General features: G+C 67.5%; 21 protein-coding genes, 1 tRNA gene and 1 pseudogene. 12 read left to right on the top strand and 11 right to left on the bottom strand.

Annotation, left to right across the window (positions count from 1 at the left end):
• Window positions 1–241 precede the first annotated feature (241 nt).
• Window positions 242–655, top strand: coding sequence for a TIGR01244 family sulfur transferase (locus H5395_RS11995; protein WP_182792812.1), 414 nt, complete (start codon window positions 242–244; stop codon window positions 653–655).
• Between the two features lie 38 nt (window positions 656–693).
• On the opposite strand, the gene H5395_RS11990 is transcribed toward H5395_RS11995, so the two are convergent.
• On the bottom strand, window positions 694–1,476 hold the full coding sequence (locus tag H5395_RS11990) for a hypothetical protein (protein ID WP_182792811.1): 783 nt from the start codon (window positions 1,474–1,476) through the stop codon (window positions 694–696).
• 135 nt (window positions 1,477–1,611) lie between these two features.
• Between H5395_RS11990 and H5395_RS11985 the strand changes: the two genes are divergently transcribed.
• The 9 genes from H5395_RS11985 (at window position 1,612) to H5395_RS11945 (ending at window position 10,731) form a co-directional block, all read left to right on the top strand.
• Window positions 1,612–2,031 (top strand): PepSY domain-containing protein, encoded by a 420-nt coding sequence (locus tag H5395_RS11985; protein WP_182792810.1) that lies wholly within the window; start codon window positions 1,612–1,614, stop codon window positions 2,029–2,031.
• A 2-nt stretch (window positions 2,032–2,033) separates the two neighbouring features.
• Window positions 2,034–2,696: a response regulator transcription factor gene (locus H5395_RS11980; RefSeq protein ID WP_182792809.1), complete on the top strand. Its 663-nt coding sequence runs from the start codon at window positions 2,034–2,036 to the stop codon at window positions 2,694–2,696.
• Window positions 2,693–4,012: an ATP-binding protein gene (locus H5395_RS11975; RefSeq protein WP_182792808.1), complete on the top strand. Its 1,320-nt coding sequence runs from the start codon at window positions 2,693–2,695 to the stop codon at window positions 4,010–4,012. The genes H5395_RS11980 and H5395_RS11975 overlap by 4 nt, the downstream gene beginning before the upstream one ends.
• Before the next feature lie 122 nt (window positions 4,013–4,134).
• A complete protein-coding gene (locus H5395_RS11970; RefSeq protein ID WP_182792807.1) occupies window positions 4,135–5,331 on the top strand; it encodes a Xaa-Pro peptidase family protein in 1,197 nt (398 codons plus the stop codon).
• Window positions 5,332–5,458: 127 nt separating this feature from the next.
• Window positions 5,459–7,066: an ABC transporter substrate-binding protein gene (locus tag H5395_RS11965; RefSeq protein ID WP_182792806.1), complete on the top strand. Its 1,608-nt coding sequence runs from the start codon at window positions 5,459–5,461 to the stop codon at window positions 7,064–7,066.
• A gap of 69 nt (window positions 7,067–7,135) precedes the next feature.
• A complete protein-coding gene (locus tag H5395_RS11960) occupies window positions 7,136–8,143 on the top strand; it encodes an ABC transporter permease subunit (protein ID WP_182792805.1) in 1,008 nt (335 codons plus the stop codon).
• Window positions 8,140–9,042 (top strand): ABC transporter permease subunit, encoded by a 903-nt coding sequence (locus H5395_RS11955; protein WP_182792804.1) that lies wholly within the window; start codon window positions 8,140–8,142, stop codon window positions 9,040–9,042. The genes H5395_RS11960 and H5395_RS11955 overlap by 4 nt, the downstream gene beginning before the upstream one ends.
• Before the next feature lie 4 nt (window positions 9,043–9,046).
• Complete coding sequence (locus H5395_RS11950; protein ID WP_182792803.1) at window positions 9,047–9,886, top strand: ABC transporter ATP-binding protein; 840 nt, start codon at window positions 9,047–9,049, stop codon at window positions 9,884–9,886.
• On the top strand, window positions 9,883–10,731 hold the full coding sequence (locus tag H5395_RS11945; protein WP_182792802.1) for an ATP-binding cassette domain-containing protein: 849 nt from the start codon (window positions 9,883–9,885) through the stop codon (window positions 10,729–10,731). The genes H5395_RS11950 and H5395_RS11945 overlap by 4 nt, the downstream gene beginning before the upstream one ends.
• A gap of 44 nt (window positions 10,732–10,775) precedes the next feature.
• On the opposite strand, the gene H5395_RS11940 is transcribed toward H5395_RS11945, so the two are convergent.
• The 4 genes from H5395_RS11940 to H5395_RS11925 form a co-directional block, all read right to left on the bottom strand.
• Complete coding sequence (locus tag H5395_RS11940; RefSeq protein ID WP_182792801.1) at window positions 10,776–11,720, bottom strand: manganese catalase family protein; 945 nt, start codon at window positions 11,718–11,720, stop codon at window positions 10,776–10,778.
• 143 nt (window positions 11,721–11,863) lie between these two features.
• Window positions 11,864–11,949: transfer RNA gene (locus H5395_RS11935), tRNA-Leu, on the bottom strand.
• A 44-nt stretch (window positions 11,950–11,993) separates the two neighbouring features.
• Window positions 11,994–12,941 (bottom strand): lipoyl synthase, encoded by a 948-nt coding sequence (lipA, locus tag H5395_RS11930; protein WP_182792800.1) that lies wholly within the window; start codon window positions 12,939–12,941, stop codon window positions 11,994–11,996.
• A 101-nt stretch (window positions 12,942–13,042) separates the two neighbouring features.
• A complete protein-coding gene (locus tag H5395_RS11925; protein WP_182792818.1) occupies window positions 13,043–14,248 on the bottom strand; it encodes a DUF6456 domain-containing protein in 1,206 nt (401 codons plus the stop codon).
• A 199-nt stretch (window positions 14,249–14,447) separates the two neighbouring features.
• Between H5395_RS11925 and H5395_RS11920 the strand changes: the two genes are divergently transcribed.
• On the top strand, window positions 14,448–14,777 hold the full coding sequence (locus H5395_RS11920; protein ID WP_182792799.1) for a DUF6477 family protein: 330 nt from the start codon (window positions 14,448–14,450) through the stop codon (window positions 14,775–14,777).
• Between the two features lie 5 nt (window positions 14,778–14,782).
• On the opposite strand, the gene H5395_RS11915 is transcribed toward H5395_RS11920, so the two are convergent.
• Window positions 14,783–16,276 carry a helicase HerA-like domain-containing protein gene (locus H5395_RS11915; RefSeq protein ID WP_182792817.1) on the bottom strand — a complete coding sequence of 498 codons (1,494 nt, stop codon included), beginning with the start codon at window positions 16,274–16,276 and terminating at the stop codon, window positions 14,783–14,785.
• Window positions 16,277–16,701: 425 nt separating this feature from the next.
• Here H5395_RS11915 and H5395_RS11910 point away from each other — a divergent pair, with 425 nt between their 5' ends.
• Complete coding sequence (locus tag H5395_RS11910) at window positions 16,702–17,409, top strand: invasion associated locus B family protein (RefSeq protein WP_182792798.1); 708 nt, start codon at window positions 16,702–16,704, stop codon at window positions 17,407–17,409.
• Window positions 17,410–17,485: 76 nt separating this feature from the next.
• On the opposite strand, the gene H5395_RS11905 is transcribed toward H5395_RS11910, so the two are convergent.
• From H5395_RS11905 to rpiA, 5 genes and pseudogenes are all read right to left on the bottom strand, one after another.
• On the bottom strand, window positions 17,486–18,937 hold the full coding sequence (locus H5395_RS11905) for a DegQ family serine endoprotease (protein ID WP_370576448.1): 1,452 nt from the start codon (window positions 18,935–18,937) through the stop codon (window positions 17,486–17,488).
• 822 nt (window positions 18,938–19,759) lie between these two features.
• Window positions 19,760–20,614, bottom strand: a pseudogene (gene hflC, locus H5395_RS11900) (protease modulator HflC); the annotation flags it as partial.
• On the bottom strand, window positions 20,614–21,885 hold the full coding sequence (gene hflK, locus H5395_RS11895) for an FtsH protease activity modulator HflK (RefSeq protein ID WP_182792796.1): 1,272 nt from the start codon (window positions 21,883–21,885) through the stop codon (window positions 20,614–20,616). The pseudogene hflC and the gene hflK, both read right to left, overlap by 1 nt.
• Window positions 21,886–21,986: 101 nt before the next feature.
• The gene (gene gorA / locus H5395_RS11890; protein ID WP_182792795.1) at window positions 21,987–23,366 is read right to left on the bottom strand and encodes a glutathione-disulfide reductase; all 1,380 of its coding nucleotides are present in this window, start codon (window positions 23,364–23,366) and stop codon (window positions 21,987–21,989) included.
• On the bottom strand, window positions 23,363–24,091 hold the full coding sequence (rpiA, locus tag H5395_RS11885) for a ribose-5-phosphate isomerase RpiA (protein WP_182792794.1): 729 nt from the start codon (window positions 24,089–24,091) through the stop codon (window positions 23,363–23,365). Before rpiA ends, gorA begins: the two co-directional genes overlap by 4 nt.
• Between the last annotated feature and the right edge of the window lie 101 nt (window positions 24,092–24,192).

Here is a 24,192-nt window from a genome sequence, read left to right as displayed (position 1 = left end):
ATCCGGTTCAGCTCGCGTTCGCTCATCACCAGCCATCCCATGTTCGTCCCCCGAGGATCATGCTTCAACCGGGGGAGAGTGACATTCCTGCTTTGCTCAGCGGTGACATTTTAGCTTTGCGCGTATACAGTCAAGTTTTATAATCTGTATTATGTAAAATATTTCTCTGTGTCGACACCTTCCCTTGACACTTTCGCGCACCGCGACACCATGCCAGCCTGCTGTCACGCAAGGAATCCTCATGCCTCCCCGCCAAATCAATGAATGCTTTGCGGTCACTCCGCAGATCGACCCCGAGGATCTTTCGGCGCTTGCACAGGCTGGATTCACGACAGTGATTGCCAACCGCCCCGATGCAGAGGTCGATCCCCCTCATCGCAGTGCCGCCATGGCCGGCCATGCAGCGCAAGCAGGTCTCGATTATCACTACCTGCCAATCGTGCCGGGCCAGCTTGGTCCCGAGCAGATCGAGAAGTTCAGCGAGATCCTCGACAATGCGCCGGGGCCGGTGCTGGCCTATTGTCGTTCGGGGACACGCTCGATCACGGCTTGGGCGCTGGGGCAAGCGGGAAAGAAGCCGGTCGGCGAGATCATCGAGGCCGCACAGCAGGCGGGCTATGATCTTTCCCATCTGGCGCCTCTGCTGCGCGGCTGAGGGCCGCGCTTGTCGCGCGGCCGCTCGGTTCCACAGGATCAGCGCGCAAGCTCGCGCACGACCACGCCCCGGGAATTGATCGTGACAGTGACCGGCTCTCCCTCAGGGTTGACGGCCTCGACCTCGACACGGCCATCGTCGCGGCTGATGGCCCCCGGCTGGGTGTAGCCGCCATCCCGCAGCACGCCTTGAACCGCGGTGTCATCAAGAGGCTGCCCAGCCCTGTCGCCACCGCGGTCGCGACCGTCATCATCCCGTGAGCGCTCGCCCCGGCCCTCGCGCTTGCCATGGTGCTTGTCCCGGTCACTGCCGCGATCCATCCGCGGCCGGTCCATGTCGCCGCGGCCGAAACGCTGCAGCGTGCCGTCGGTCGAGAAGCCTGCGCGGATGCTCTCTCCCTGCGCGTCGGCGCCGGAAACCATCACGGCGTCATCGCCCCGTCCAATGCCTTCGACCCGCGCGAATTCCGAGAAAACGGCATTCGACCGCACGGCTTCGGGCACAAGCCGGGAAACGATGTCGGTGGGCAGCGCCGCGTCGTCTTGGGTCCCCATCATACGAAGCTGGCCCTGGTCGTCCAGCATGGCCCGGAACGCAGCGCCCCCCGGCAGTGTCCCTTCGACACGCTGCCCCCCGCGGCGGCCTTCGATGATGCGGGCATCGGTGATGCCCAACTCGGTCAGGGATGGCGGCAGCGTTGTCGCGGGCGCAGTTTCTGCCGGTGCTGCAGGCGGCGTGGCAGTTGTCTGCGCCGCCAGAGGCGCGGCAAGGGCCGAGACGGCTGCTAGTGCGGCCGCAGAGTTGCGAAGGATGCGAAGCATGAGAAAATCCTTTTGTTCGTGTTCATCGACGGGCTCAAATCGCCGGCGACCGAATCATCTCTAGTCGGCACCACCCGAACCGAAGGCCAATGGCCCGTTTGGACTTTGTTTGACTTTCTTCCTGTAGGCCGGGGAATGCGCCTCAGCTTGCTCATCGCCGCTGTTCTGGTCGGGCTGGCCCTGCTGGTTGTCACCCGCGACCGGCAGGACCGCCACGACCTGCCCCGGCCACCGGCCGGCATGGTGGCGATTCCCCGGCCGCAGGAACCCGGTCCGTGGGACGACCAGCTTTTCCGCGGCCGGGTCGATGAGGTCATGCCCATGCACAAGGCCGTCCGACTTGTCATGCGCCGCTTTGACGGCAAGGTGCTGGACATCGCCCTGATGCCCGCCCCGCGCGCCGATGTGGGCAGGCACCCGCTGATTTACCACATCCGCATCCTGACCGATGACCGCGACGTGCTGGACATTCGCATGGACGCCCTGACCGGGCAGTTTCTGGAACTGCGCGGCGAAGGCATCACCGATGCGCGGCGAACCCCGAGGAACGACTGACCATGCGCTGCCTGATTGCCGAAGACGACCCCACGCTTGCCGCCCAGCTCGCGGCCGCCATGAGCGACGGCGGCTTTGTCGCCGAGGTTTTCCACGACGGCGGAAAGGCCGAGTTAGCGGGCGCGACCGATGCCTATGACGTGGCCGTGCTGGATCTCGGCCTGCCGGGCATGTCGGGGATCGAGGTGCTGACCCGCTGGCGCGCACAGGGCGTGACCATGCCGGTGCTGATCCTGACCGCACGCGGCGACTGGTCCGACAAGGTGGCGGGCTTTCGCGCCGGCGCCGACGATTACGCCGTCAAGCCCTTCCGCCTGGACGAGGTCGTGCTGCGTGCGCAGACGCTGGTGCGCCGCGCCGCCGGTCACGCGCAGGTGGTCCTGCAGGCCGGTCCCCTCGCCTATGACACCCAGCTTGGCCTCATCACCCGCGAGGGCGTGACTCTGAGGCTGACCCCCTTCGAGACGCGCATCCTCGGCTATCTCATGCACCATCCCGACCGGGTGATCAGCCGCACTGAACTGAGCGAGCATCTTTACGACGCGGACAGCGACCGCGACTTCAAGTCGATCGAGGTGGTGATCGGCCGTCTGCGCCGCAAGATCGGCGACGGGCTGATCGAGACGCGGCGCGGCGAAGGCTATGTCCTGCGGCGAAGGCCATGATCCGCTCGCGGCTCGATTCGATCCGCGCGAGGCTGCTTGCGGCGGCGGCCTTGTGGCTGACCCTGACATTGCTGGCGGCCTGGTGGGTCATCGGCGGAGTGCTCGACCGCTTCGTGACCGAACGCTTCGATGCCGAGGCCGCCGCCATCGTCGAGACCGTCATCGCCGGGGTCGAGATCGCCGCGGACGGCACCCCTGCCCTTGCGCGCCCGCCCACCGACCCGCGCCTGTCCATGCCGCTGTCCGGCCATGCCTGGCAGCTTGAAGCCGATGACGGCGCCGGCATCGCGCGCTCACCGTCATTGCTGGACCTGCGGCTTGCGGCGCCGGCGGGCAGCTACGCCGGTTCCCCCGGCGTCGGTCCGGACGGCGAAGCGCTGCGGGTGATGCGGCGCCCCTTCACCCTGCCCGGCGGCGACCAGCCGCTTGCCGTGGTCGTGACCGTGCCGCAGGCCGAAATCGATGCCGCGCTTTCGCGCGTCCGCCAGCCGCTTGCCCTGTCGCTGATCGTGCTGGGCGCCGGGCTGGCGATGGCCAGCGTCCTGCAGGTCGGCTGGGGGCTTCGCACGCTCGACGCGCTTGGCCGCGACATCCGCGCCATCCGGGCCGGCCGCGCCGAAAGGGTCCCCCTGCCCCCGGTCGCCGAACTGCGGCCCGTCGCGGTCGAGATCAATGCGCTTCTGGACGCCAACCGCTCGGTGATCGGGCGGGCGCGCGAGCATCTGGGAAACCTTGCCCATTCGCTGCGGACCCCCCTATCCGCGCTGGCCAACATCCTGCCGGACGATCATCCGGGGCGGGCGCTGGTGGACCGCATGGATCGCCAGATCACCTGGCAGTTGCGCCGCGCCCGCACTGCCGGCACCCCCCGCCTGCTGGGGCACCGCACGCCCGTCGCGCCGGTCATGGACGACCTGCTGCTGGTCCTGCGCCGGACGGCGGCGACAGGCGGGCTGTCGATCGAGGTGACGGGCGAACCTTCGGCGCATTTCGCGGGCGAGCGGCATGACCTCGAGGAAATGCTGGGCAACCTTCTTGAGAATGCGGTCAAATACGCCGCCACCCGCGTCACCGTCTCGGTTGACCGGATCGAAGGGATGCTGAAGATCGGGATCGAGGACGATGGTCCCGGCATAAGGGACGTCGACCATGCGATTGCGCTCAGCCGCGGGGGCCGGCTGGACGAAATGGGGCCGCCCGGCGCTGGCCTGGGGCTTGCCATCGTCGCCGATCTCGCCGCCCTTTACGGGGGACGGCTGACGCTGGGACAGGGGATGCATGGGGGGCTGAGGGCCGGGCTGGTCCTGCCGGGATAGCCGGCAGGTGGACCTCATCGTGAACCCGAAAACAGGCTGTTCCGGCGGATTCCGGGGCGGTAGCCTTGCGACTCGATGCAGGTCGCGGGCATTGGGGCCGTTCCCATGCTGAAAGGTGCGACATGTCCGACCCTACCGACTTCGACCAGGCGCTCGGGCGCTTTCAGCCTGTCGCCGCCCCCGCCATCACCGGCGCGGAACATGACGCCCGGCTGGCGGGGCTGCAGGCGGCGATGCGCGGGAACGGCATCGGGGCGGTCTGGCTCGACGCTTCGACCTCGCTGGTCTATTTTCTGGGCCACGCATTGGGCCGGTCCGAGCGCATCCACGGCGCGCTGATCTTCGCCCAAGGCGAGCCGCTGCACGTCAGCCCCACCTTCGAGGAGCCGAAGCTGCGCAGCATCCTGCGCAGGCCCGGTGACATCTCGACCTGGGAGGAGGACGAGGACCCCTATGCCCTGATCGCCGCCGAGGTCGCGCGCCGCTGCGGACCGGGCGCGACGCTGGCCCTGGACGAGACGACCCCTTGGCTGTTCGCCGCCCCCATCACCGCCGCGATGGAGGGGCGCACGGTGCCGGCAAAGCCCATGATCTCGGGCCTGCGGCAGATCAAGTCGGCGGCGGAAATCGCCATCATCCAGACGGCCATGACCGCAAGCTGGCAGGTGCAGCGGGCGGTCTGGCAGGGGCTGCGGCCGGGCGTTTCCACCACCGAGGTCTGCGCCTTCATCGACGCGGCCCATCATGCGCTGGGCATGGCGCCGCTGTTCTCGGCCGTGCAGTTCGGCGAGGCGACGGCCTATCCCCATGGCGTGCCCTATCCCCAGCAGCTTGCCGGGGGCGACATGGTGCTGGTCGATCTGGGCGCGACCCTGCACGGCTATCATTCCGACATCACCCGCAGCTATGTCTTCGGCACGCCCACGCCCCGGCAGCGTGCGCTGTGGGAACACGAACGCGCGGCCCATGCGGCGGGTTTTGCGGCCGCACGGATCGGTGCCCCGGTCGAGGCGGTGGATCATGCAGCCCGTGACCTGCTGACGGCGGCAGGCTTCGGCCCCGGCTATGCGGTGCCCGGCCTGCCGCACCGGACCGGGCACGGTCTGGGGCTGGATATCCACGAGGAACCCTTCATCGTGAAGGGCAACCGCACGCCGCTGGCCGCCGGGATGTGCTTTTCCATCGAGCCGATGCTCTGCCTTTACGGCGAATGCGGCATCCGGCTTGAGGACATCGTCTACATGACTGATTCGGGTGCGCGCTGGTTCTGCCCGCCTGCTATCGCCATCGACGCGCCCTTCAAGGTGCCGGACGCTTGACGCAACGGTTCTGCAACACGGCAGTGGAACATCTGCCGCCACTTCATCTATAGAACGGGAACAGAATCCGTCACATGCCTTGCAGACGGACAAAAACGACCTCAACAGTGAGTGAAAGGACCCTGGAATGAAGCTTCTCTCCCGCGGGCTGATCGCCGCGTCGGCGCTGGCCCTTTCGGCCGCCGCGACCCCGGTCATGGCCAAGACCTTCATCTACTGCTCGGAAGCCTCGCCCGAGGGGTTCGACCCGGCCCCCTACACCGCCGGCAGCACCTTCGACGCCTCGGCCCACCCGGTCTACAACCGTCTGACCGAGTTCACGAAGGGCACCACCGAGGTCGAGCCGGGCCTTGCCGAAAGCTGGGAGGTGTCCGAGGACGGCACCGAATACACCTTCAAGCTGCGCCAAGGCGTCAAGTGGCATTCCAGTGACCGCTTCACCCCCACCCGCGACATGAACGCCGATGACGTGGTCTTCTCGTTCGAGCGTCAGGCCGACCCCGCTCACCCGTGGAACCAATATATTCCGGGGCTGAGCTACGAGTATTACAACTCGATGGACATGCCGAATCTGGTGCAGTCTGTCGAGAAGGTGGACGACCACACCGTCAAGGTCACGCTCTCCCAGCCCGAGGCGCCGTTCCTCGCGAACCTCGCCATGCCCTTCATGTCGATTCTGTCCAAGGAATACGCCGACGCGCTGGAAGCCGCGGGCACCAAGGAGGACATGAACAACGCGCCCATCGGCACCGGGCCGTTCCGCTTCGTGGCCTATCAGAAGGACGCTGTGATCCGCTTCCAGAAGAACGCCGACTACTGGGGCGCGGCACCGCTGATCGACGATCTGGTCTTCGCCATCACCCCGGATGCCGCCGTGCGCCTGCAGAAGCTGAAGGCCGGCGAATGCCACCTGATGCCCTTTCCCGCCCCCGCCGACATCGAGCAGATCCGGGCCGATTCGAACCTCAAGCTGGACGAGCAGGCCGGCCTGAACGTGGGCTATCTCGCCTATAACACGACTGTTGCGCCCTTCGACAATCCGAAGGTCCGCAAGGCGCTGAACATGTCGATCAACAAGCAGGCCATCGTGGACGCGGTGTTCCAGGGCGCGGCCGAGCCGGCCAAGAACCCGATCCCGCCGACCATGTGGTCCTATAACGACGCGATCCAGGACGACCCCTACGACCCGGAAGCCGCCAAGGCCATGCTGGCCGAGGAAGGCGTCAGCGGCCTCAGCATGGAAATCTGGGCGATGCCCGTGCAGCGGCCCTACATGCCGAACGCGCGCCGCACCGCCGAGCTGATGCAGGAAGACCTGTCGAAAGCCGGCGTGCAGGCCAGCATCGTGTCCTATGAATGGGGCGAATACCTGTCCAAGTCGATGGACCCCGGCCGCTCGGGCGCGGTCATCCTCGGCTGGACCGGCGACAACGGCGACCCGGACAACTTCCTGTCGGTCCTGCTCGGCTGCTCGTCGGCCAGCGAAGGCGGGGCGAACCGCGCCTTCTGGTGCAACGAGGAATTCTCGAACCTGCTGCAGCAGGCGAAAGTCACCTCGGATCAGGCGGAGCGCACGCGGCTTTACGAAGAGGCGCAGGTGATCTTCAAGGATCAGGCGCCCTGGTTCACCATCGCCCATTCGACGCAATATGTGCCGATGCGCCAGAACGTGACCGGCTTCGTCATGAGCCCGCTGGGCGACTTCACCTTCGAGACCGTGGACATCACGGAATAATCCGGGCTTCCCGGATGCCAACCGGATGCGCGGGACCTGATTCCCGCGCATCCCACAGGAAAGAGGCGAATGATCCGTTTCATCCTCTCACGGCTGCTCTATCTCGTCCCGACCTTCATCGGCATCACCATCATCGCCTTCAGTTTCCCGCGCTTCCTTGCGGGCGACCCGGTGCTGCTGATGGCGGGAGAGCGGGGCGTCAGTCCCGAGCGGCACGCCGAACTCACCGCGCAGCTGGGTTACGACAAGCCGCTGGTCATGCAGTATTTCGACTTTCTCGGCCGGTTGCTGCAGGGTGACTTCGGTACCTCGCTGGTCACGAAGAAGCCGGTGTTCACCGAGTTCCTGTCGCTGTTCCCCGCGACGGTCGAGCTTGGCATGGTCGCCATCTTCATTGCCGTCGTGCTGGGCGTGCCCATCGGCGTGATCGCCGCGATCAAGCGCGGAAGCTGGTTCGACCAGTTTTCCATGACTGCGGCGCTGGTCGGCTTTTCGATGCCGATCTTCTGGTGGGGCCTGCTGCTCATCATCTTCTTCTCGGGCTATCTCGGCTGGACGCCGGTATCCGGGCGCATCTCGCTGATGTATTTCTTTCCGAACATCACCGGCTTCATGCTGATCGACAGCCTGCTCTCGGGCCAGGACGGGGCCTTCGCCTCGGCGGCGCAGCACCTGATCCTGCCCTCGGTCGTGCTGGCCACGATCCCGCTGGCGGTGATCGCGCGCCAGACCCGGTCGGCCATGCTCGAGGTCATGTCCGAGGATTACGTCCGCACCGCCCGCGCCAAGGGGATGCCCCGCCGCCGGGTGATCGGCGTCCATGCGCTGCGGAACGCCCTGATCCCGGTCGTGACTACCATCGGGCTGCAGATCGGCGTGCTGCTGGCGGGCGCGATCCTGACCGAGACGATCTTTTCCTGGCCGGGCATCGGCAAGTGGATGATCGATTCCATCTCGCGCCGCGATTACCCTGCCGTGCAGTCCGGCCTGCTGCTGATCGCGGGCGTGGTGATGGTCGTGAACCTGCTGGTCGATCTCACCTACGGCCTCATCAACCCGAGGATCCGCCACAGATGAGCGATGCATCCGTCAAGCTTTCGGACGCCGCCATCCGCCGGCGTCAACTGGGCGAGTTCTGGTTCTACTTCAGCCGCAACAAGGGCGCGGTCGTCGGCCTCGCGATCTTCGTGCTGATGGTTCTGACGGCGATCTTCGCCGACTGGCTCGCCCCCCATAACCCGACGCTGCAGTATCGCGACGCCCTGCTGCTGCCCCCCTCCTGGCTGGAAGGCGGGCGCTCCGAGTTCCTGCTGGGCACCGACCCGGTGGGCCGGGATATCTTCTCGCGGCTGATCAAGGGTTCGCAATATTCGCTGTTCATCGGCATCGTGGTCGTCTCGATCGCGCTGGTGGGCGGTGTCATCATCGGTCTGGTCGCAGGCTTCTTCGGCGGCTGGATCGACGCGCTGGTCATGCGGATCATGGACGTGATCCTGGCCTTCCCTTCGCTGCTGCTGGCGCTGGTGCTGGTGGCGATCCTGGGCCCCGGACTGACCAATGCGATGATCGCCATCGCCATCGTCTATCAGCCGCATTTTGCCCGGCTGACACGCGCGGCGGTCATGGCCGAACAGCGGCGCGAATATGTCAGCGCCGCGCGTGTCGCGGGCGCGGGCAACCTGCGGCTGATGTTCCTGACGATCCTGCCGAACTGCGTGGCCCCCCTGATCGTGCAGGCGACGCTCTCCTTCTCCTCCGCCGTGCTGGATGCGGCCGCGCTTGGTTTCCTCGGCATGGGCGCGCAGCCGCCCGCGCCGGAATGGGGCACCATGCTGGCCGAGGCGCGCGAGTTCATTTCCCGCGCCTGGTGGGTCGCCACCTTCCCCGGCCTCGCGATCCTCGTCTCGGTGCTGGCGATCAACCTGATGGGCGACGGGCTGCGCGACGCGCTCGACCCCAAGATGAAGCGGAGCTGACGCGATGCCCGTTCTGAACATCCGCAACCTGACCGTCCGCTTCGCCACCGCCACCGGCAGCTTCACCGCCGTCGATGGCGTGGACATCAGCGTGGACCGGGGCGAGGTTCTGGCCATCGTGGGCGAATCCGGGTCCGGCAAGTCGGTGTCGATGCTGGCGGTGATGGGGCTTCTGCCCGATACCGCCACCGTGACCGCCGACGAGATGACCTATGACGGCCGCGACCTGCTGGCGATGCCCGCCGCCGAGCGTCGCCGCCTGATCGGGCGCGAGATCACCATGATCTTCCAGGAACCCGTTGCCTCGCTGAACCCCGCCTTCACCGTCGGCTTCCAGATCGAGGAGGTGCTGCGCCTGAATCTCGGCATGAGCCGCCGGCAGTCCCGCACCCGCGCGCTGGAACTGTTCCGTTCGGTCGGCATCCCCTCGCCCGAGGAGAAGCTGAAGTCCTATCCGCACCAGCTTTCCGGCGGCCAGTGCCAGCGGGTGATGATCGCCATCGCCATTGCGTCGAAGCCCCGCCTGCTGATTGCGGACGAGCCGACGACCGCGCTGGACGTGACGATCCAGAAGCAGATCCTCGACCTGCTGATGGATCTGCAGGAAGATTACGGCATGGCGCTGATCCTCATCACCCATGACATGGGCGTGGTGGCGGAAACCGCCGACCGCGTTGTCGTGCAATACAAGGGCCGGAAGATGGAGGACGCCGACGTGCTGTCGATCTTCGAATCCCCGCAGAACCCCTATACCCGCGCGCTGCTGTCCGCCCTGCCCGAGAACGCGACCGGCGACCGCCTGCCGACCGTGTCGGACTACTTTACCGCCGAGGCCGCCCGATGAGCGCGGTGGTGCTGGAAGGCCGCAAGCTCGTTCAGGACTATCACGTTTCCGGCGGGTTCTTCGGCGGGGCCAAGACGGTGCGGGCGCTCAAGGGCGTCGATTTCACCGTGGAAAAGGGCAAGACGCTGGCCATCGTGGGTGAATCCGGGTCCGGCAAGTCCACCCTCGCGCGCATCATCGCCCTGATCGACCCGCCCTCGGGCGGCGAGTTGCTGATCGAGGGCAACCGCGTGGACATCTCGAAGTCCCGGCCCGGCCCGGCGATGCGGTCCAAGGTGCAGATGGTGTTCCAGAACCCCTATGGCAGCCTCAACCCGCGCCAGAAGATCGGCAACGTGCTGATGGAGCCGCTGGTCATCAACACCGACACCCCCGCCGCCGAGCGCCGCGATCGGGCCGAGGCGATGCTGGTCAAGGTCGGCCTCGGGCCGGAACACTTCAACCGCTATCCGCACATGTTCTCGGGCGGCCAGCGCCAGCGGATCGCCATCGCGCGGGCGTTGATGCTGAATCCCTCGCTGCTGGTGCTGGACGAGCCGGTGTCGGCGCTTGACCTGTCGGTGCAGGCGCAGGTGCTGAACCTGCTGGCCGACCTGCAGGACGAGTTCCAGCTGACCTATGTCTTCGTCAGCCACGACCTGTCGGTGGTGCGCTATATCGCCGACGACGTGATGGTCATCAGCGAGGGTGTGGCGGTCGAACAGGGCACACGGGAAGAAGTCTTTTCCGACCCCAAGCACCCTTATACGCGCCAGCTTTTCGCAGCGACCCCGATCACGGATGTAGAATCGATCCGCGCCCGCGTCACCCGCCGCAAGGCCGCGAAAGCCGCTAGGGCGGGCTGATCCGGGGAAAGGTGGCCGGCGACGTGAGCCGGCCATCTTCTGCCTTACAGCGATCCGCCGCCCTGCATGGCCGCCTTGGTCAGCTTCTCGGCGATCTCGAACATCTCCTCGGGCGCATAGTCCGGGGTGAAGGCCGAGGGCACGCCCGTCAACTGGTGGATCTTGCCGCCCTCGGGCATCCCCTCGATCACCTCCAGCGGGCCGGGCGGATCGTCGGGCAGCGCCTCGCCGTTCCAGACGCCGGCAATTGCGGCGTAGTCGCCTGGCGAGAAGGTATAAAGCCGCCGATGCGCACCGGCCTGCAGGTATTTGCGGGCCTCCGGCACCTTGTCGGTCGGGATGTTCGGCGTCGGCAACATCTTGTGGATGTCCACGCCCGTCAGCCGCTTCAGCGCCAGGCCATAGGCATGGGCATGGACCCCGCCGCGCACCAGCAGATAGCCGCAAACCTCGCGCCCGGTGATGTTCGCATCGGTCAGCGACTCATAGACCCGCAGCTTGTGCAGCCGCGCGCCGCATTCCAGGTGGAAGTTGTGCAGCAGATCCACGATGACGTTGCCGGTCGTTGTCACCATGTCCGCGTTCCAGGACATCGAGTTCGAGTTGACCGGAACCGCCCCGCCCGCATGGCTGAAGAAGGACGCAGCCGAGCGGATGTCCTTCATCGCTTCGAACGGCGCGTTCGAGATGTCGCCGCCGTCGCCTTCGTCCCCGCCCGGCTTGTCGGGGCCGTTGGCCAGCATCGCCACTCCGTTCGAGACCAGTTCGACATGGCCCAGTTCCTCGGCCGTGATCGCGGCGACCAGTTCGTAGAACGGCCGCAGCTTGTTCTTGGACCGGAAGTTGAAGCTCTGGAACAGATAGTTGCCCAGGGTGGACATCTCGCCGTATTTGCCGCCCAGCAGTTCCTGCAGGGCAGCAGCGGCGTTGGGATCCTGGCGGGCAGGCGCAGGCAACTCGACTTGCAACTTGTCGACGCGAAGAAACATCTGTCGATTCCTCTTTGTGGCAGGACAGAGGCGCGGCTGATGAACCGGCGGCCTCGCGCCTCAACGCACGACGGAAGAAGTCAGACGATTTAAAAAATGTTAACTGTCCTCCTGCGACGGCATGGTCATCTGATCAGGATGGATGGTGCCCGAGGTCGGACTCGAACCGACATATCCTTGCGGATGGCGGATTTTGAATCCGCTGCGTCTACCATTCCGCCACTCGGGCACGCAGGCCAGCGATAAACCGGCAAAGGCGCCGGCGCAAGCGGCTCAGGCACCCGCCAGCTTCGCCTGCCGCGCTGCCCGCAGGCGAGCGAAGTCGTCCCCCGCGTGATAAGAGGACCGCGTCAGGGGCTTGGCCGCGACCATCAGGAAGCCCTTGCCCCAGGCGGCCTTTTCGTAGCCCGCAAATTCCTCGGGCGTGACGAAGCGGTCGACGCGGTGATGCTTGGGTGTCGGCTGCAGGTATTGGCCGATGGTGATGAAGTCGATGTCGGCCGCCCGCATATCGTCCATGACCTGCAGCACGCCCTGCCGGTCCTCGCCCAAGCCCACCATGATCCCCGACTTGGTGAACATCGCGGGATCAAGTTCCTTGACCCGCTGCAAGAGCCGCAGCGAGGCGAAATAGCGCGCGCCCGGCCGCACGGTTGGATACAGCCCAGGCACGGTTTCGAGGTTGTGGTTGAAGACATCGGGCCGTGCCGCGACCACGGTTTCCAGCGCCCCCGGCCTGGCCTTCAGGAAGTCAGGCGTCAGCACCTCGATGGTGGACCCCGGCGAGCGGTGGCGGATCGCCCGGATCGTCTGGGCGAAGTGATCCGCGCCGCCGTCGTCCAGGTCGTCGCGGTCCACGCTGGTGATGACCACATGGCTCAGCCCAAGGGTCGCGACCGCATGGGCCACCCGGCCCGGCTCGAATACGTCAAGCGCGTCGGGCTTGCCGGTGGTCACGTTGCAGAAGGAACAGCCGCGGGTGCAGATCTCGCCCATGATCATCATGGTGGCGTGGCCCTGGCTCCAGCATTCGCCGACATTGGGGCAGCCGGCTTCCTCGCAGACAGTGGAGAGGCGATTCGTCCGCAGGATGTCGCGGGTGTCCTTGTAGCCTTGGCTGACCGGAGCCTTGACCCGAATCCACGAGGGCTTCTTGGGCTGGTCCTGATCAGGGCGATGTGCCTTTTCGGGATGGCGCAGGACCGGGGGGGCGTCGGACATCGCAAAAAACCTCGGGGGTCAAGGGCCGAAGGGCCGTCGCTTCCCGAGGTAATCCCTTCCGCGCACCGGATCAACCGCCCTTCCCGGCTGGCGGAAACAGGTCATCCGATCAGCGGCCCGAACTTGCCGTAGCGTTCCCGGTAATGCCGTTCCAGCCGCATCAAGGCCAGCCGCAGGACGACCTTGCCCGACCGGGCGGGCCAGCCGAGGCGGCGCTCGGTCATCTCGATCCCCTCTAGAAAGCAGCAGACCCGCAGCACGAGGTCGCCCATCCCGGGGCCAAGCTCGCGCAGCGCCTCGGCCACGCGGCGACGCGCTGCCTCGGACCCGCCGCCGCCCGCGCCGGGAACATAGCTGGCGTCGATCCCGGCGGTCATGAAGCCGTCCCAGTTCTGGGTCACGCGCACGCCCATCTGCGCCAACTCGAAATCCTCGCGCAGGCGTTCGCCCGCCACCACCATGCCGTTGTCAAGGAACGGCTGGCCATTGGCATCCCGCCGACGCGCCATGACGTGCAGCGGGCTTTCCGCGATGTTCACCCGCATCCGGCGTGGCCCGCTGCCATCGGGGTCGTCGAGGACGCGATCTTCCATGATGCGGTGGGCCTGCGCGGCCCGGGGACCGGGATCGGCGCCCTCGAAGGGGGCCGCGGCCTCGGCCATGCCGGCGGGTGCCGGATCAACCCGCGCGGCATCGCTGAAATCCGCCGGAGCCGGCAGGCCGGCGCTGCCGCCAGTCGCCATCGCCTTCAGCGCCGCCCGTCCCGCCGCCGTGATGGCGTGGCGGGAAATGCGCCCCTGCGCGACGATCGCCACCCAGCCGCGCAAGGCAAGCATCTCTGCCACCGTCCGATCCAGCACGGCCGTGCGGATGTCGGCGCGGGTGACAATGGCCTTTTCCATCCCCGCGGCCACGGCCAGCACCGCCCCCGGTTCGGCCAGCCGCCGCAGCACGCGGCGCAGTTCGGTGCGGTCGGCCTGGGTGTCGCGTCCCCCCCGCTCGACCGCGCGGTCGACCAGCGGGTCGTCGCGCCGGTTCTCGAACTTGCGGATGCGGCGCAGGATCGTCGAGGCGTGGCAACCGGTTTCCCGCGCCAGCGCACGGATCGTTTCGCCCCCCTCGACATGGCGCAGGTACAGTCGCGCATCGTCGGGAAGGACCGAAGGCAGCGCCCCGATCGGTTCTGCGGTATCCACGGCAGCCGTTGCGGGGATCGCCGGTGTCGCTTCGGACGGCAGCCCGCCACAGGGTCGCGACGAGATGGCGGCGGCATCGGCGAAATCACCGGTCAGTATCGTCATTCCAATCTGTCCCTTGTCATCCTCGGGCCGATCATGGCCCTGGGTCTGGAACCTGTCCAAAAAGACAGGTGGTCCTCACATCGGTGACGAATGGCTAAGATTTCCTAAAGAACGTTAACCAAGGCGGACGGTGCAGCATGCGTTGACGCAACAGGGGCAGGGTTGAGGCAAGACTTGCGCCATCACCTGTCGCCCGGAGTATCCGATGAGCCTGATGTCGAACGTCCTCGCCTTTCCCGCGCAGCCGGTCCTGCCCCGGTTGCGCCGCCCGGCCGCGCTGATCCGCGCCGCCGTCGCCGGCCAGTCGCAGTGGCGGCGCGACCGCGACCTGCGCCGCACCCTGCGCTGCGAGATCCTGCCCCCGCCGGGCAAGGCGCTGGCGCGGCTGCGGGCGGACGAGGACAGGATGAACATGGCCCGGCAAGAGGGCGCGGCGGATTACGACATGCACTACCATGTCATGCTGATGATCGCGATTCTGGCCGAGTCACGGCTTTCCTCGGGCGAAAGCCCGCGGCTGAGCGCAATCTGCTGAAGGGTTCAGCGCCCCCGGAACATGGTTCCCAAGATGCCGCGGGCAATCGCCTGTCCGGTCTTGGTGCCAATCTGCCGGGCCATGCTTTTGCCGAACGCCTCGATCATCGTGTCGCCCCGACGGGCCGGCGCCGTGTTGCGCGTTCCGGCCTGCAGGCCCGGCTGATAGCGCCGGCCACGTCCCGTCTTGCCGGCGGGAATGGTGAACAGGTCGGCATCGGCCTGCGCCCGCTCGGCAGCGGCGGCCTGCCCGGCCGCCTCGGCCGCGCGCCGCGCCAGAATTTCATGGGCCGAGTCGCGGTCGATGATCTGCCCGTATTTCAGGCCCAGCGGGCCGAGCCGGACGATTTGCGCCCGTTCGGCTTCGGGGATCGGCCCGAGCCTTGACAGCGGCGGCCGGATCAGAGTCCGCTCGACGATGCCCGGCGCGCCCTTTGCGTCAAGAAAGGACGTGACCGCCTCGCCCGTGCCGACATGGCGGATCGCATCGGTGGTGTCGAAGGCGGGGTTCGGGCGATAGGTTTCTGCCGCCATCCGCAGCGCCTTCTGGTCGCGGGCGGTAAAGGCGCGCAACGCGTGCTGGACGCGGTTGCCAAGCTGGCCCAAGACGGCATCGGGCAGGTCGGCAGGATTCTGGGTGATGAACCAGACGCTGACCCCCTTGGACCGGATCAGCCGCGCTACCTGCTCGATCTTGTCCACCAGCGCCGCGGGCGCGTCGTCGAACAGCAGATGCGCCTCGTCGAAGAAAAACGCGAGCCGGGGCTTTTCCGGGTCGCCGACCTCGGGCAGTTGCTCGAACAGTTCCGACAGCAGCCACAGCAGGAAGGTCGCATACAGCCGGGGCGAGCGCATCAGCCGGTCGGCGGCAAGGATGTTGACGACCCCCTTGCCGGATGCGTCCAGCCGCATCAGGTCGGAAAGCTCCAGCGCCGGTTCCCCGAACAGGCGGTCGCCGCCCTGCTCCTCGAGCACCAGCAGGGCGCGCTGGATCGCGCCGACCGAGGCTGCCGGGACATTGCCATAGCGCAGGCTCAGGTCGCGGGCGTTCTGCCCCACCCAGACCAGCATCGCCCGCAGGTCCCTGAGGTCGGCCAGCGCCAGGGCCTCCTCGTCGGCGACCCGGAAGGCGATGTTCAGCACGCCCTCCTGCGCCGGGGTCAGGTCCAGCAGGCGCGACAGCAGCAGCGGTCCCATCTCGGCGGGGGTGGTGCGGACCGGATGGCCCTGCTCGCCCCAGATGTCCCAGAAGGTGACAGGAAAGGACTGGTAGTTTAGCGGCGCCCCCAACTGTGCCGCGCGCTTGAGAAAGCCATCGGCAAGCTTCGGGTCGGCGCCGCCGGGCATCGCCATGCCGGCAAGGTCGCCCTTGACGTCCGCCAGCAGCACCGGGACGCCTGCCAACGACATCGCCTCGGCCAGTGTCTGCAGCGTGACCGTCTTACCGGTGCCGGTCGCCCCGGCGATCAGCCCGTGCCGGTTGGCCTGGCGCAACAGCATCGCCTGTGGCTGCACGTGTCCCGGGCCTCCGCCGCCGACGAAAACGGTCCCGGAATCGTGATCGACGATGCGGTGCAGCGAGGTTTCGGCCGAAGGGGTTGGCAGGTCGGTCACGGGGGGGCCTCTGGCGGCTGCGTCGCGTCGAGCATACCTGATTTGTCCACCCTCGCCAGCGGTGCCGGTGCTGCAAACGCAATGGTTTTCCGGCAGTTGCCACCTGTCTTTTCCGGTTAATTGACGCTGGTTGCGGCTGCCCCTAAGGTCCCCGGCAATAAACCGCCAGTCCGACAGGGACGGAGGGGGAACGAAGCTTCGGAGTCGTTCCCCTTTCCCTGTCGCCTTGCCGGTCAGAGGGGTCGGCTGCCGCTGACAAGGGCCCGCGCCCGTGCTAACAGGGCCGCCGCGTTCAGCCGAAAGGATACCATATGGCTCGCACCTCCTCTGCCGTGCTGGCGGCCCTGATCGCGGTGGCTCCCTTCGCCGCCGCCCATGCACAGGAACCCACCGAACAGACCCCGCCCCCCGTCACTGCGCCCGCCGAGACCACCGATGCCCCGGCTGCGGATGCAGCGCCGCCACAGGCCGAATCTGGGGCCGAGGCCGCGCCGGCCGGGACGCCCGCGGACGCAGAAGCACCAGCCGAGGGGCAGGCCGCCGCAGCGCAGGACCAGGTCGGCAGCTATTACGCGAAAGCGACCCACGGCGACTGGCAGTTGCGCTGCCTGAGAACCCCTGACGGCAAGGACCCTTGCGAGCTTTACCAGTTGCTGCGGGACGAAAAGGAAACTCCCGTGGCCGAGCTTTCCGTGATCCCCTTCAGCGGCGAGGCTGCGGCGGTGCTGAACTTCGTGGCGCCCCTGGAAACCGACCTTCAGGCGGGCATGGGCCTGCAGATCGGCTCGGGCGAGGCCAACCGCTATCCCTTTATCGTCTGCGCCGCGATCGGCTGCGTCTCGCGGCTGGGGATGACCGAGGACGAACTGAACCTGCTCAAGCGCGGCAGCACCGCGACCGTGACGCTGCTGCCCTTCGGCGGAGAGCCAGAGGAAAACATGGTCGACCTGACGGTGTCGCTGGCCGGCTTCACCGCAGGTTTCACCGAGCTGCAGGGCCTTGTCGGCGCAAACCAGTAAGCAAGCCAGTAAGCCTGCTTTCCGCAATGCAAAAGAGGCGCCCCCGGGCGCCTCTTTTCGTTTCATGACGGGTGGGTCACTCTTCGATCGACAAGGCGACGAAGCGTGGCTCGCCTTCGCGGCGGATCAGCACCAGCACGGACTGGCGCCCGGCCTCGCGCGCCTCGGTGATGCGGGCGTTCAGGTCGGCCACGCTCGCGACCGGCTGCTGGCCCGCCTCGACGATCAGGTCGCCCGTGCGCAGCCCCTTGGCCGAGGCGTCGCTGGTGGCGTCGATGTCCTGCACGACCAGCCCGGACGTGCCTTCCGGCATCTGCATCCGGGCGGCGAGTTCCGGCGTCATCGGCGCAAGCGTCATCCCCAGCACCTGGCTGGACGATTCCTGCGTCCCGCTGCCCTCCGGCCGCTGGCCCGTGCCATCCGCATCGGCAAGCTCGCGCCGGCCCAGCGTGATCTGCAGCGTCACCGGCTCGCCGTCGCGCATCACGGTCACGTCCACCGCCTCGCCGACCGGGGCCGCGGCCACGCGGCGGACGAGGTCGCGGGTGTCCTCGACCTCGCCGCCCGCAAAGGCGGCGATGACATCGCCGGCCTGGATGCCCGCATCGGCGGCCGGGCCGGGCGGAACATCCGTGACCATCGCGCCCGCCTCGGATGCAAGACCCAGCGATTCCGCGATGTCGGGGCTGACGTCCTGAATCTTGACGCCCAACCAGCCGCGCCGGGTCTCGCCATATTCCTGCAACTGGTCCACGACGCCCGACACGACGTTCGACGCCATCGAGAAGCCGATCCCGATCGAGCCGCCGCTGGGCGACAGGATCGCGGTGTTCACGCCGATCACCTCGCCCTGCAGGTTGAACAGCGGCCCGCCCGAGTTGCCCCGGTTGATCGCCGCATCCGTCTGGATGAAGTCGTCATAGGTGCCCGTCAGCGCCCGGCTTTTCGCCGAAACGATGCCGGTGGTGGCGGAAAAGCCCTGCCCCAGCGGGTTCCCCAGCGCCAGAACCCAGTCGCCCACGCGGGCTTCGTCGCTGTCGCCGAAGCTGACGAAGGGCAGCGGATTTTCCGCCTCGACCTTCAGCACGGCGATGTCCGTGGTGGGGTCGGTCCCGACCAGCGTCGCCGGAAGGCGGGCGCCGGAATAGAACTCGATCTCGATCTCGTCGGCGCCCTCGATCACATGGTTGTTGGTGACGATCAGCCCTTCCGAGGACACGACGAAGCCCGATCCCAGCGCGTTCGACCGCTGCTGCATCTGCGGCCCTCCCTCGAAGGGCGATCCGGGGCCGCCGGGACCGGGAATCCCGAAGTCGCGGAACAGGTCCGAGAAGGGGCTGCCCTGCGGGAAGCCGGGGAACTGATTGACCGGCCGCGACACGATGGCGGTGGTGGTGATGTTGACGACGGCCGGGCTGACCTGCTCGACGATGTCGGCGAATGTCTGGGGCATGACGCCGGCGGTCGCGGCGACCTGTTCCCCCTGTGAGGTGGTCGCGTCAGGAGCCTGCGGCACCTCGCCCGTCATCGCCTCGCCGGGGACGGTCGTGGTCTCGGGGGTTTCGGACGGTTGCGCCTGCGTCGGCGTCACCTGCTGTTCCTGAAGGTTCTCGGGGGCGGGTTCGGCCTGCTGGGCAATGGCGGGGGCAAGGGCCAGCGACAGCGCCACGGCCGAGGCCGTCAGGCCGAGCCGGACCTTCAGAGGATTGAAACTCATCCATGATCTCCATGACTTGACCGGTTCATGCAGTCCCCGACCGGCCACGGGGATTGGCCGGGATATGGGGTAAGGCGTTGCCGGCGCGCAACACATCTTTCCGTCATTTTCCTGTGAAAGCAAAAGTTGCTTGACGGGGATTTTCAGGCTTCCTCCGGGGAAATGCGAAAAGGCGCGACCGGGACGGGCCGCGCCTTTCGTCAACAAGCCTGCGCCGGATCAGTTCCCGGCAGGGGCGGCGGGTTCGACCGGCACGGTCTGCGTCGTCACCCCGGCCTGGGGCAGGACCGCTTCCCCGGACGGGACGGCCGCCGCATCGGGCGCCTCGTCGCCGAGTGCCGGAGGGGCTGCCGTGGGGTCGACAGCCGCCGCGCCCGTCAGGGCATCGCCGCTCGGAGCGGTCTCCGGCTGGACGGGATCGCCGCCCACGGGCTGTTCGGCACCCTCAACAACCTCGGTTTCGCTGAGGCTCAACGCAGCCTCGGCGGCGGCCTCGGCCTCGGCGGCAGCGGCAGCGGCCTGCGCCGCGGCTTCCTCGGCCACCTCGCGGGACGACGGGGCATCCGGCGGAACTGCCGCCGAGACCTCAGGCGGGACCGCCACCGGGTTGATGCCGCTGTCCGCGCCGGTGCCGAGATAGCTGAAGAACTCGCCGGTCGGGTTCATCACGATCGAGCTGTTGCCCTGCTGCAGCGCCCGCTCATAGGCGGTCATCGAGCGGGTGAAGGCGAAGAACTCGGGGTCGCGGCCGAAGGCTTCGGCGTAGATGGCGTTGCGCTGGGCGTCGGCCTCACCGCGGACGATCTCGGCCTTGCGGCGCGCGTCCGAGGTCAGTTCCACCACCGTCCGGTCGGCGGTGGCGCGGACGCGCTGCGCGGCCTCGCCACCGCGCGCGATCTCGTCGGCGGCTTCGCGTTCCCGTTCCGCCCGCATTCGGGCATAGGTGGCGGCCAGGTTCTGTTCCGGCAGGTCGGTGCGGGTCAGGCGCACGTCGATGACCTGGATGCCGAGGGAATCCGCCTCGCGCCGGGCCACGTCGCGGATCTGCGCCATCAGCGCGGTCCGGTCATCCGACAGCACCGTGGTCGAGGGAACCGACCCCAGCACGCCGCGGATGGCGTTGGTCATGATGCCGGCAAGCCGCTGCTGGGCGAACTCGATCCCGCCTTCGCCAACGGCGCGGCGAAAGGTGACGGCGTCGGCGATCTGCCAGCGCGCGAATGCGTCCACCACAAGGCGGCGATCGTCCAGCGGCGTGACTTCCATCGGGTCGGTCTGCAGGCCGAGGATCCGCGCGTCATAGCGTACAATGCGGTCGATGATCGGCAGCTTGAAGCCAAGGCCCGGCTCCTCACGAACGGTGACGACCTCGCCGAAGCGCAGGACCAGCACCTTTTCACGCACGTCGACGATGTAGATCGAGGCCATGACGACGACCGCCACGACGACAACCAGCGGCAGGGCAAGGATGGATAAGGTACGGCGCATCAGTTGCCCCCCGTCGGCGCGGTTGCGATGGTCGTGTTGCTGGTGGCCCCGCTGTTCGCGGCGTTGACGTCGCTGGTGCCGCTGCGGGCGGCGGGCGGCGGCCCGCTGCGAAGCTGATCCAGCGGCAGATAGGGCACGACGCCCTGCCCCGCTTCACCGTCGATCAGCACCTTGTTCACGTTGCCCAGAACCCGCTCCATGGTTTCCAGATACATCCGGCGCCGGGTCACTTCGGGCGCCTTGACATATTCGTCATAGACCGAGGTAAAGCGCGCAGCCTCACCCTGTGCCGCGTTGACAGCCTGGGCGCGGTAGGCCTCGGACTGCTCGACCACCGCTGCGGCCTCGCCCCGCGCGCCGGCCAGCACACGGTTCGCATAGGCGTCGGCCTCTTTTTCCAGCCGGTCGCGTTCCTGCTGGGCGGCCTGCACCTCGCGGAAGCTGTCGATGACCTCGGCGGGCGGGTCGGCACGGCCGAGGTTCACCCGCACCACGTTGATGCCGGCCTGATAGCTGTCCAGCGTCGCCTGAATCGCCAGTTCCAGGTCGCGGGCGATCACGCCGCGGTCGCGGTTCAGGATCGGCGAAAGCTCGCTGCGGGCCACGATGTCGCGCATGGCGCTTTCGGCCACGGCGCGGATCGTGCCCTCGGGATCGGCGAGGTTGAACAGGTATTGTTCCGGGTTCGACACGTTCCAGACCACCTGGTAGGTCAGGTCCACGATGTTCTGGTCGCGGGTCAGCATCAGGCCGCTGTCCATCGGGTCGCGGCCGGTGCCGATGTCGATGGTCCGTTCGCGGGTCACGCCGACGATCTGGTAGGTGACAAAGGGCCAAGGCGCAAAGTTCAGACCGTCATCGCGCACGGCATAGGGACGCCCGAACAGAAGCTCGACCGATTTTTCAGAGGTGTCCACCTGGTAGATGCTGGCAAATCCCCAAAGGGCCACCGCGACAAGGGCGGCGATGCCCCATTTGCCGCGGTCCATGCTGGGCATCTGGCGGCGCGGGCCACGCGGACCACCCGTCCGGGGGGTGCCGTCGCGCCCGCCCATCAGCACGCGCAGCCGGTCCTGGCCCTTGCGCATCAGTTCCTCGATCTCGGGAATCTGCTCGGGGCGCTTGCCGCCGTTCGGAGGCTGCTGATCGGGTCCCGGTTGCCCCCAGGGACGCTGAGGCCCACCCCCATCGGGTTTCGGGGCCTGCGGACGGGCCGGCCGGTCGTCATCGCCACCGCCATTGCCGCCGCCCCATGGTCCCTGTTGTGCCATCCGTCTGCCTTTCGTGTGAAGTCATGTCCTAACTAGGGACATTGCCCGCAGGGACAAGACCTTGCCGGCAGGCGCCCCGCCCTGCGCGCCACAAGATCGCGTCAGGCCCTGGCGCCGCCTGCGCGGCGCACCGGCAGGCGCATCGTTACCAGTTCCTCGGCCAGCGTCGGGTGGACGGCGATGGCGGCGTCGAACTGTTCCTTGGTCGCGCACATGCCCACCGCCACGGCGACAAGCTGGATCATCTCGCCCGCCTCGGGGGCGAAGATATGGCAGCCCAGCACCCGGCGGTTGTCCGCGTCCACGATCAGCTTCATCATCGCGCGAAGATCCGACCCCGCGAAAAGCGAGCGCATGGGGCGGAACACCGCCTCATAGACCTCGATGGGGCCTTGCTCGGCCGCGTCCTCCTCGGTCAGGCCGATGGTGGCAAGCTCATGCGGACGGACATAGACGGCGCTGGCCACGAGGTCATGGCAGACGCGGCGGGGCTGGGCGCCGAAGACCGTATCGGCAAAGGCGTGTCCTTCGCGGATCGCGACGGGGGTCAGATTCACGCGGTCGGTCACGTCGCCCACAGCGAAGATCGAGGGCACGGCGGTCTGCGACCATTCGTCCACGACGATCTCGCCCCGCTTGCCCCGCTTGACGCCGGTGTTCTCCAGCCCCAGCCCCCCGGTGTAGGGCTTGCGGCCGGTCGCGAACATCACCGCGTCGTGGTGTTCAGTTGCCCCGTCCTCATAGGTGACGCGGATGCCGTCGCTGTCACGGTCAAGCCTTGCGGGATTGGCGTTCAGCCGCAGGGTGACGCCGATATGGGCCAGTTGGTTGGTGACAAGCGTGCGCCCGCCCTCGTCAAAGCCGCGCAGCAGCCTGTCGCCGCGATAGGCCAGCGTCGTCTCGGCCCCCATGCCCTGCAGGATCGTCGCGAATTCGCAGGCGATGAAGCCGCCGCCGACGACCAGCACGCGGCCGGGCATCTTCTCCATGGTGAACAGGTCGTCCGAGATCATCCCCAGCTCCTCGCCGGGGATGCCCGGCAGGGCGGGACGGCCACCGACGGCGATCAGGATGTGCCTGGCGGTGAACTGCCGCCCGTCGGCCAGCGCGACGGTGTGGTGATCGACCAGGGTCGCGCGGCTGTGGTGGACCTCTACGCCCGCGGTCAGCAACCCGCCTTCGTAGATGCCTTCCAGCCGCGACAGTTCGGTATGCAGGCTGTCGCGGAAGGCGGGCCAGTCGAACCGGCCGGCATCGGCATCCGCCCAGCCGTAGCCTCGCGCCTCGGCGGCGGCTGCAGGGGCCTGCGAGGCGAAGATCATCAGCTTCTTCGGCACGCAGCCGCGGATGACGCAGGTGCCGCCCATGCGGCTTTCCTCGGCCAGCGCCACTTTCGCGCCATGCTGCCCGGCGGCGATCCGGGCGGCCCGGACCCCACCCGAGCCGCCGCCGATGACGAACAGGTCGTAATCGAAGCTCATGGCCCCACCTCGGGCCGGGTCATCTCGATCACCGAGCCGTCGGGGGCGCCCACCAGCGCAAGATCGCACATGCCCAGAAACAGCCCGTGTTCCACCACGCCCGGAATCGCGGCAAGGCCCGAGGAAAGCCCCGAGCAATCCTCGATCACTTCCAGCGACAAGTCGATGATCAGGTTGCCCTCGTCGGTGCGGAAGGTGTGGCCGTCGCGCTGGCGCAGAAGGATCGGCCGCTGCGTCAGGTCCAGCGATTCAAGCAGGCGGCGGATATGGGTGACGGTTGTTTCCACGCCGAAGGGGATGACCTCGACCGGCAGGTGGAAGGCGCCCAGCGTTTCCACCACCTTGGTCGGGTCCGCGATCACCACCATCCGGTCGGATGCGGCGGCCGTGATCTTTTCGCGCAGATGCGCGCCGCCCCCGCCCTTGATGAGATTGAGGTCGGGGTCGATCTCGTCCGCGCCGTCCAGCGTCAGGTCGAGCCAGCCGATCTCGTCCAGTTCCTCGATATGGATGCCGAGATGCGTCGCAAGGTCGCAAGTTGCCCTGCTGGTCGCGGCGCAGCGCAACCGCAGCCCCTCGGCCCTGATCCGCCCGGCCAGCCGGTGGACCATGAAGACGGCGGTCGAGCCTGTCCCAAGTCCCAGCCGCATCCCGTCCTGCACCAGCGCGACCCCGGCGCGCGCGGCGGCATCCTTGGCGAGGTCGCTGGGGGAAAGATCGGTCATCGGCGGCTCCTGTCGCTTGGCGCGGTGTTGCCCAAGGGTATAGCGGCGACGGGCGGCCTGCGCGAGAGGGCGTTCCGGGGTCGAGCCGCCGCACCGGGGGT

It is taken from the genome of Paracoccus sp. MC1854, from assembly GCF_014164635.1.
Lineage (GTDB): Bacteria > Pseudomonadota > Alphaproteobacteria > Rhodobacterales > Rhodobacteraceae > Paracoccus.
Note: the sequence above shows the minus strand (reverse complement) of the source record. Positions and strands in the feature narration are given on the sequence as shown.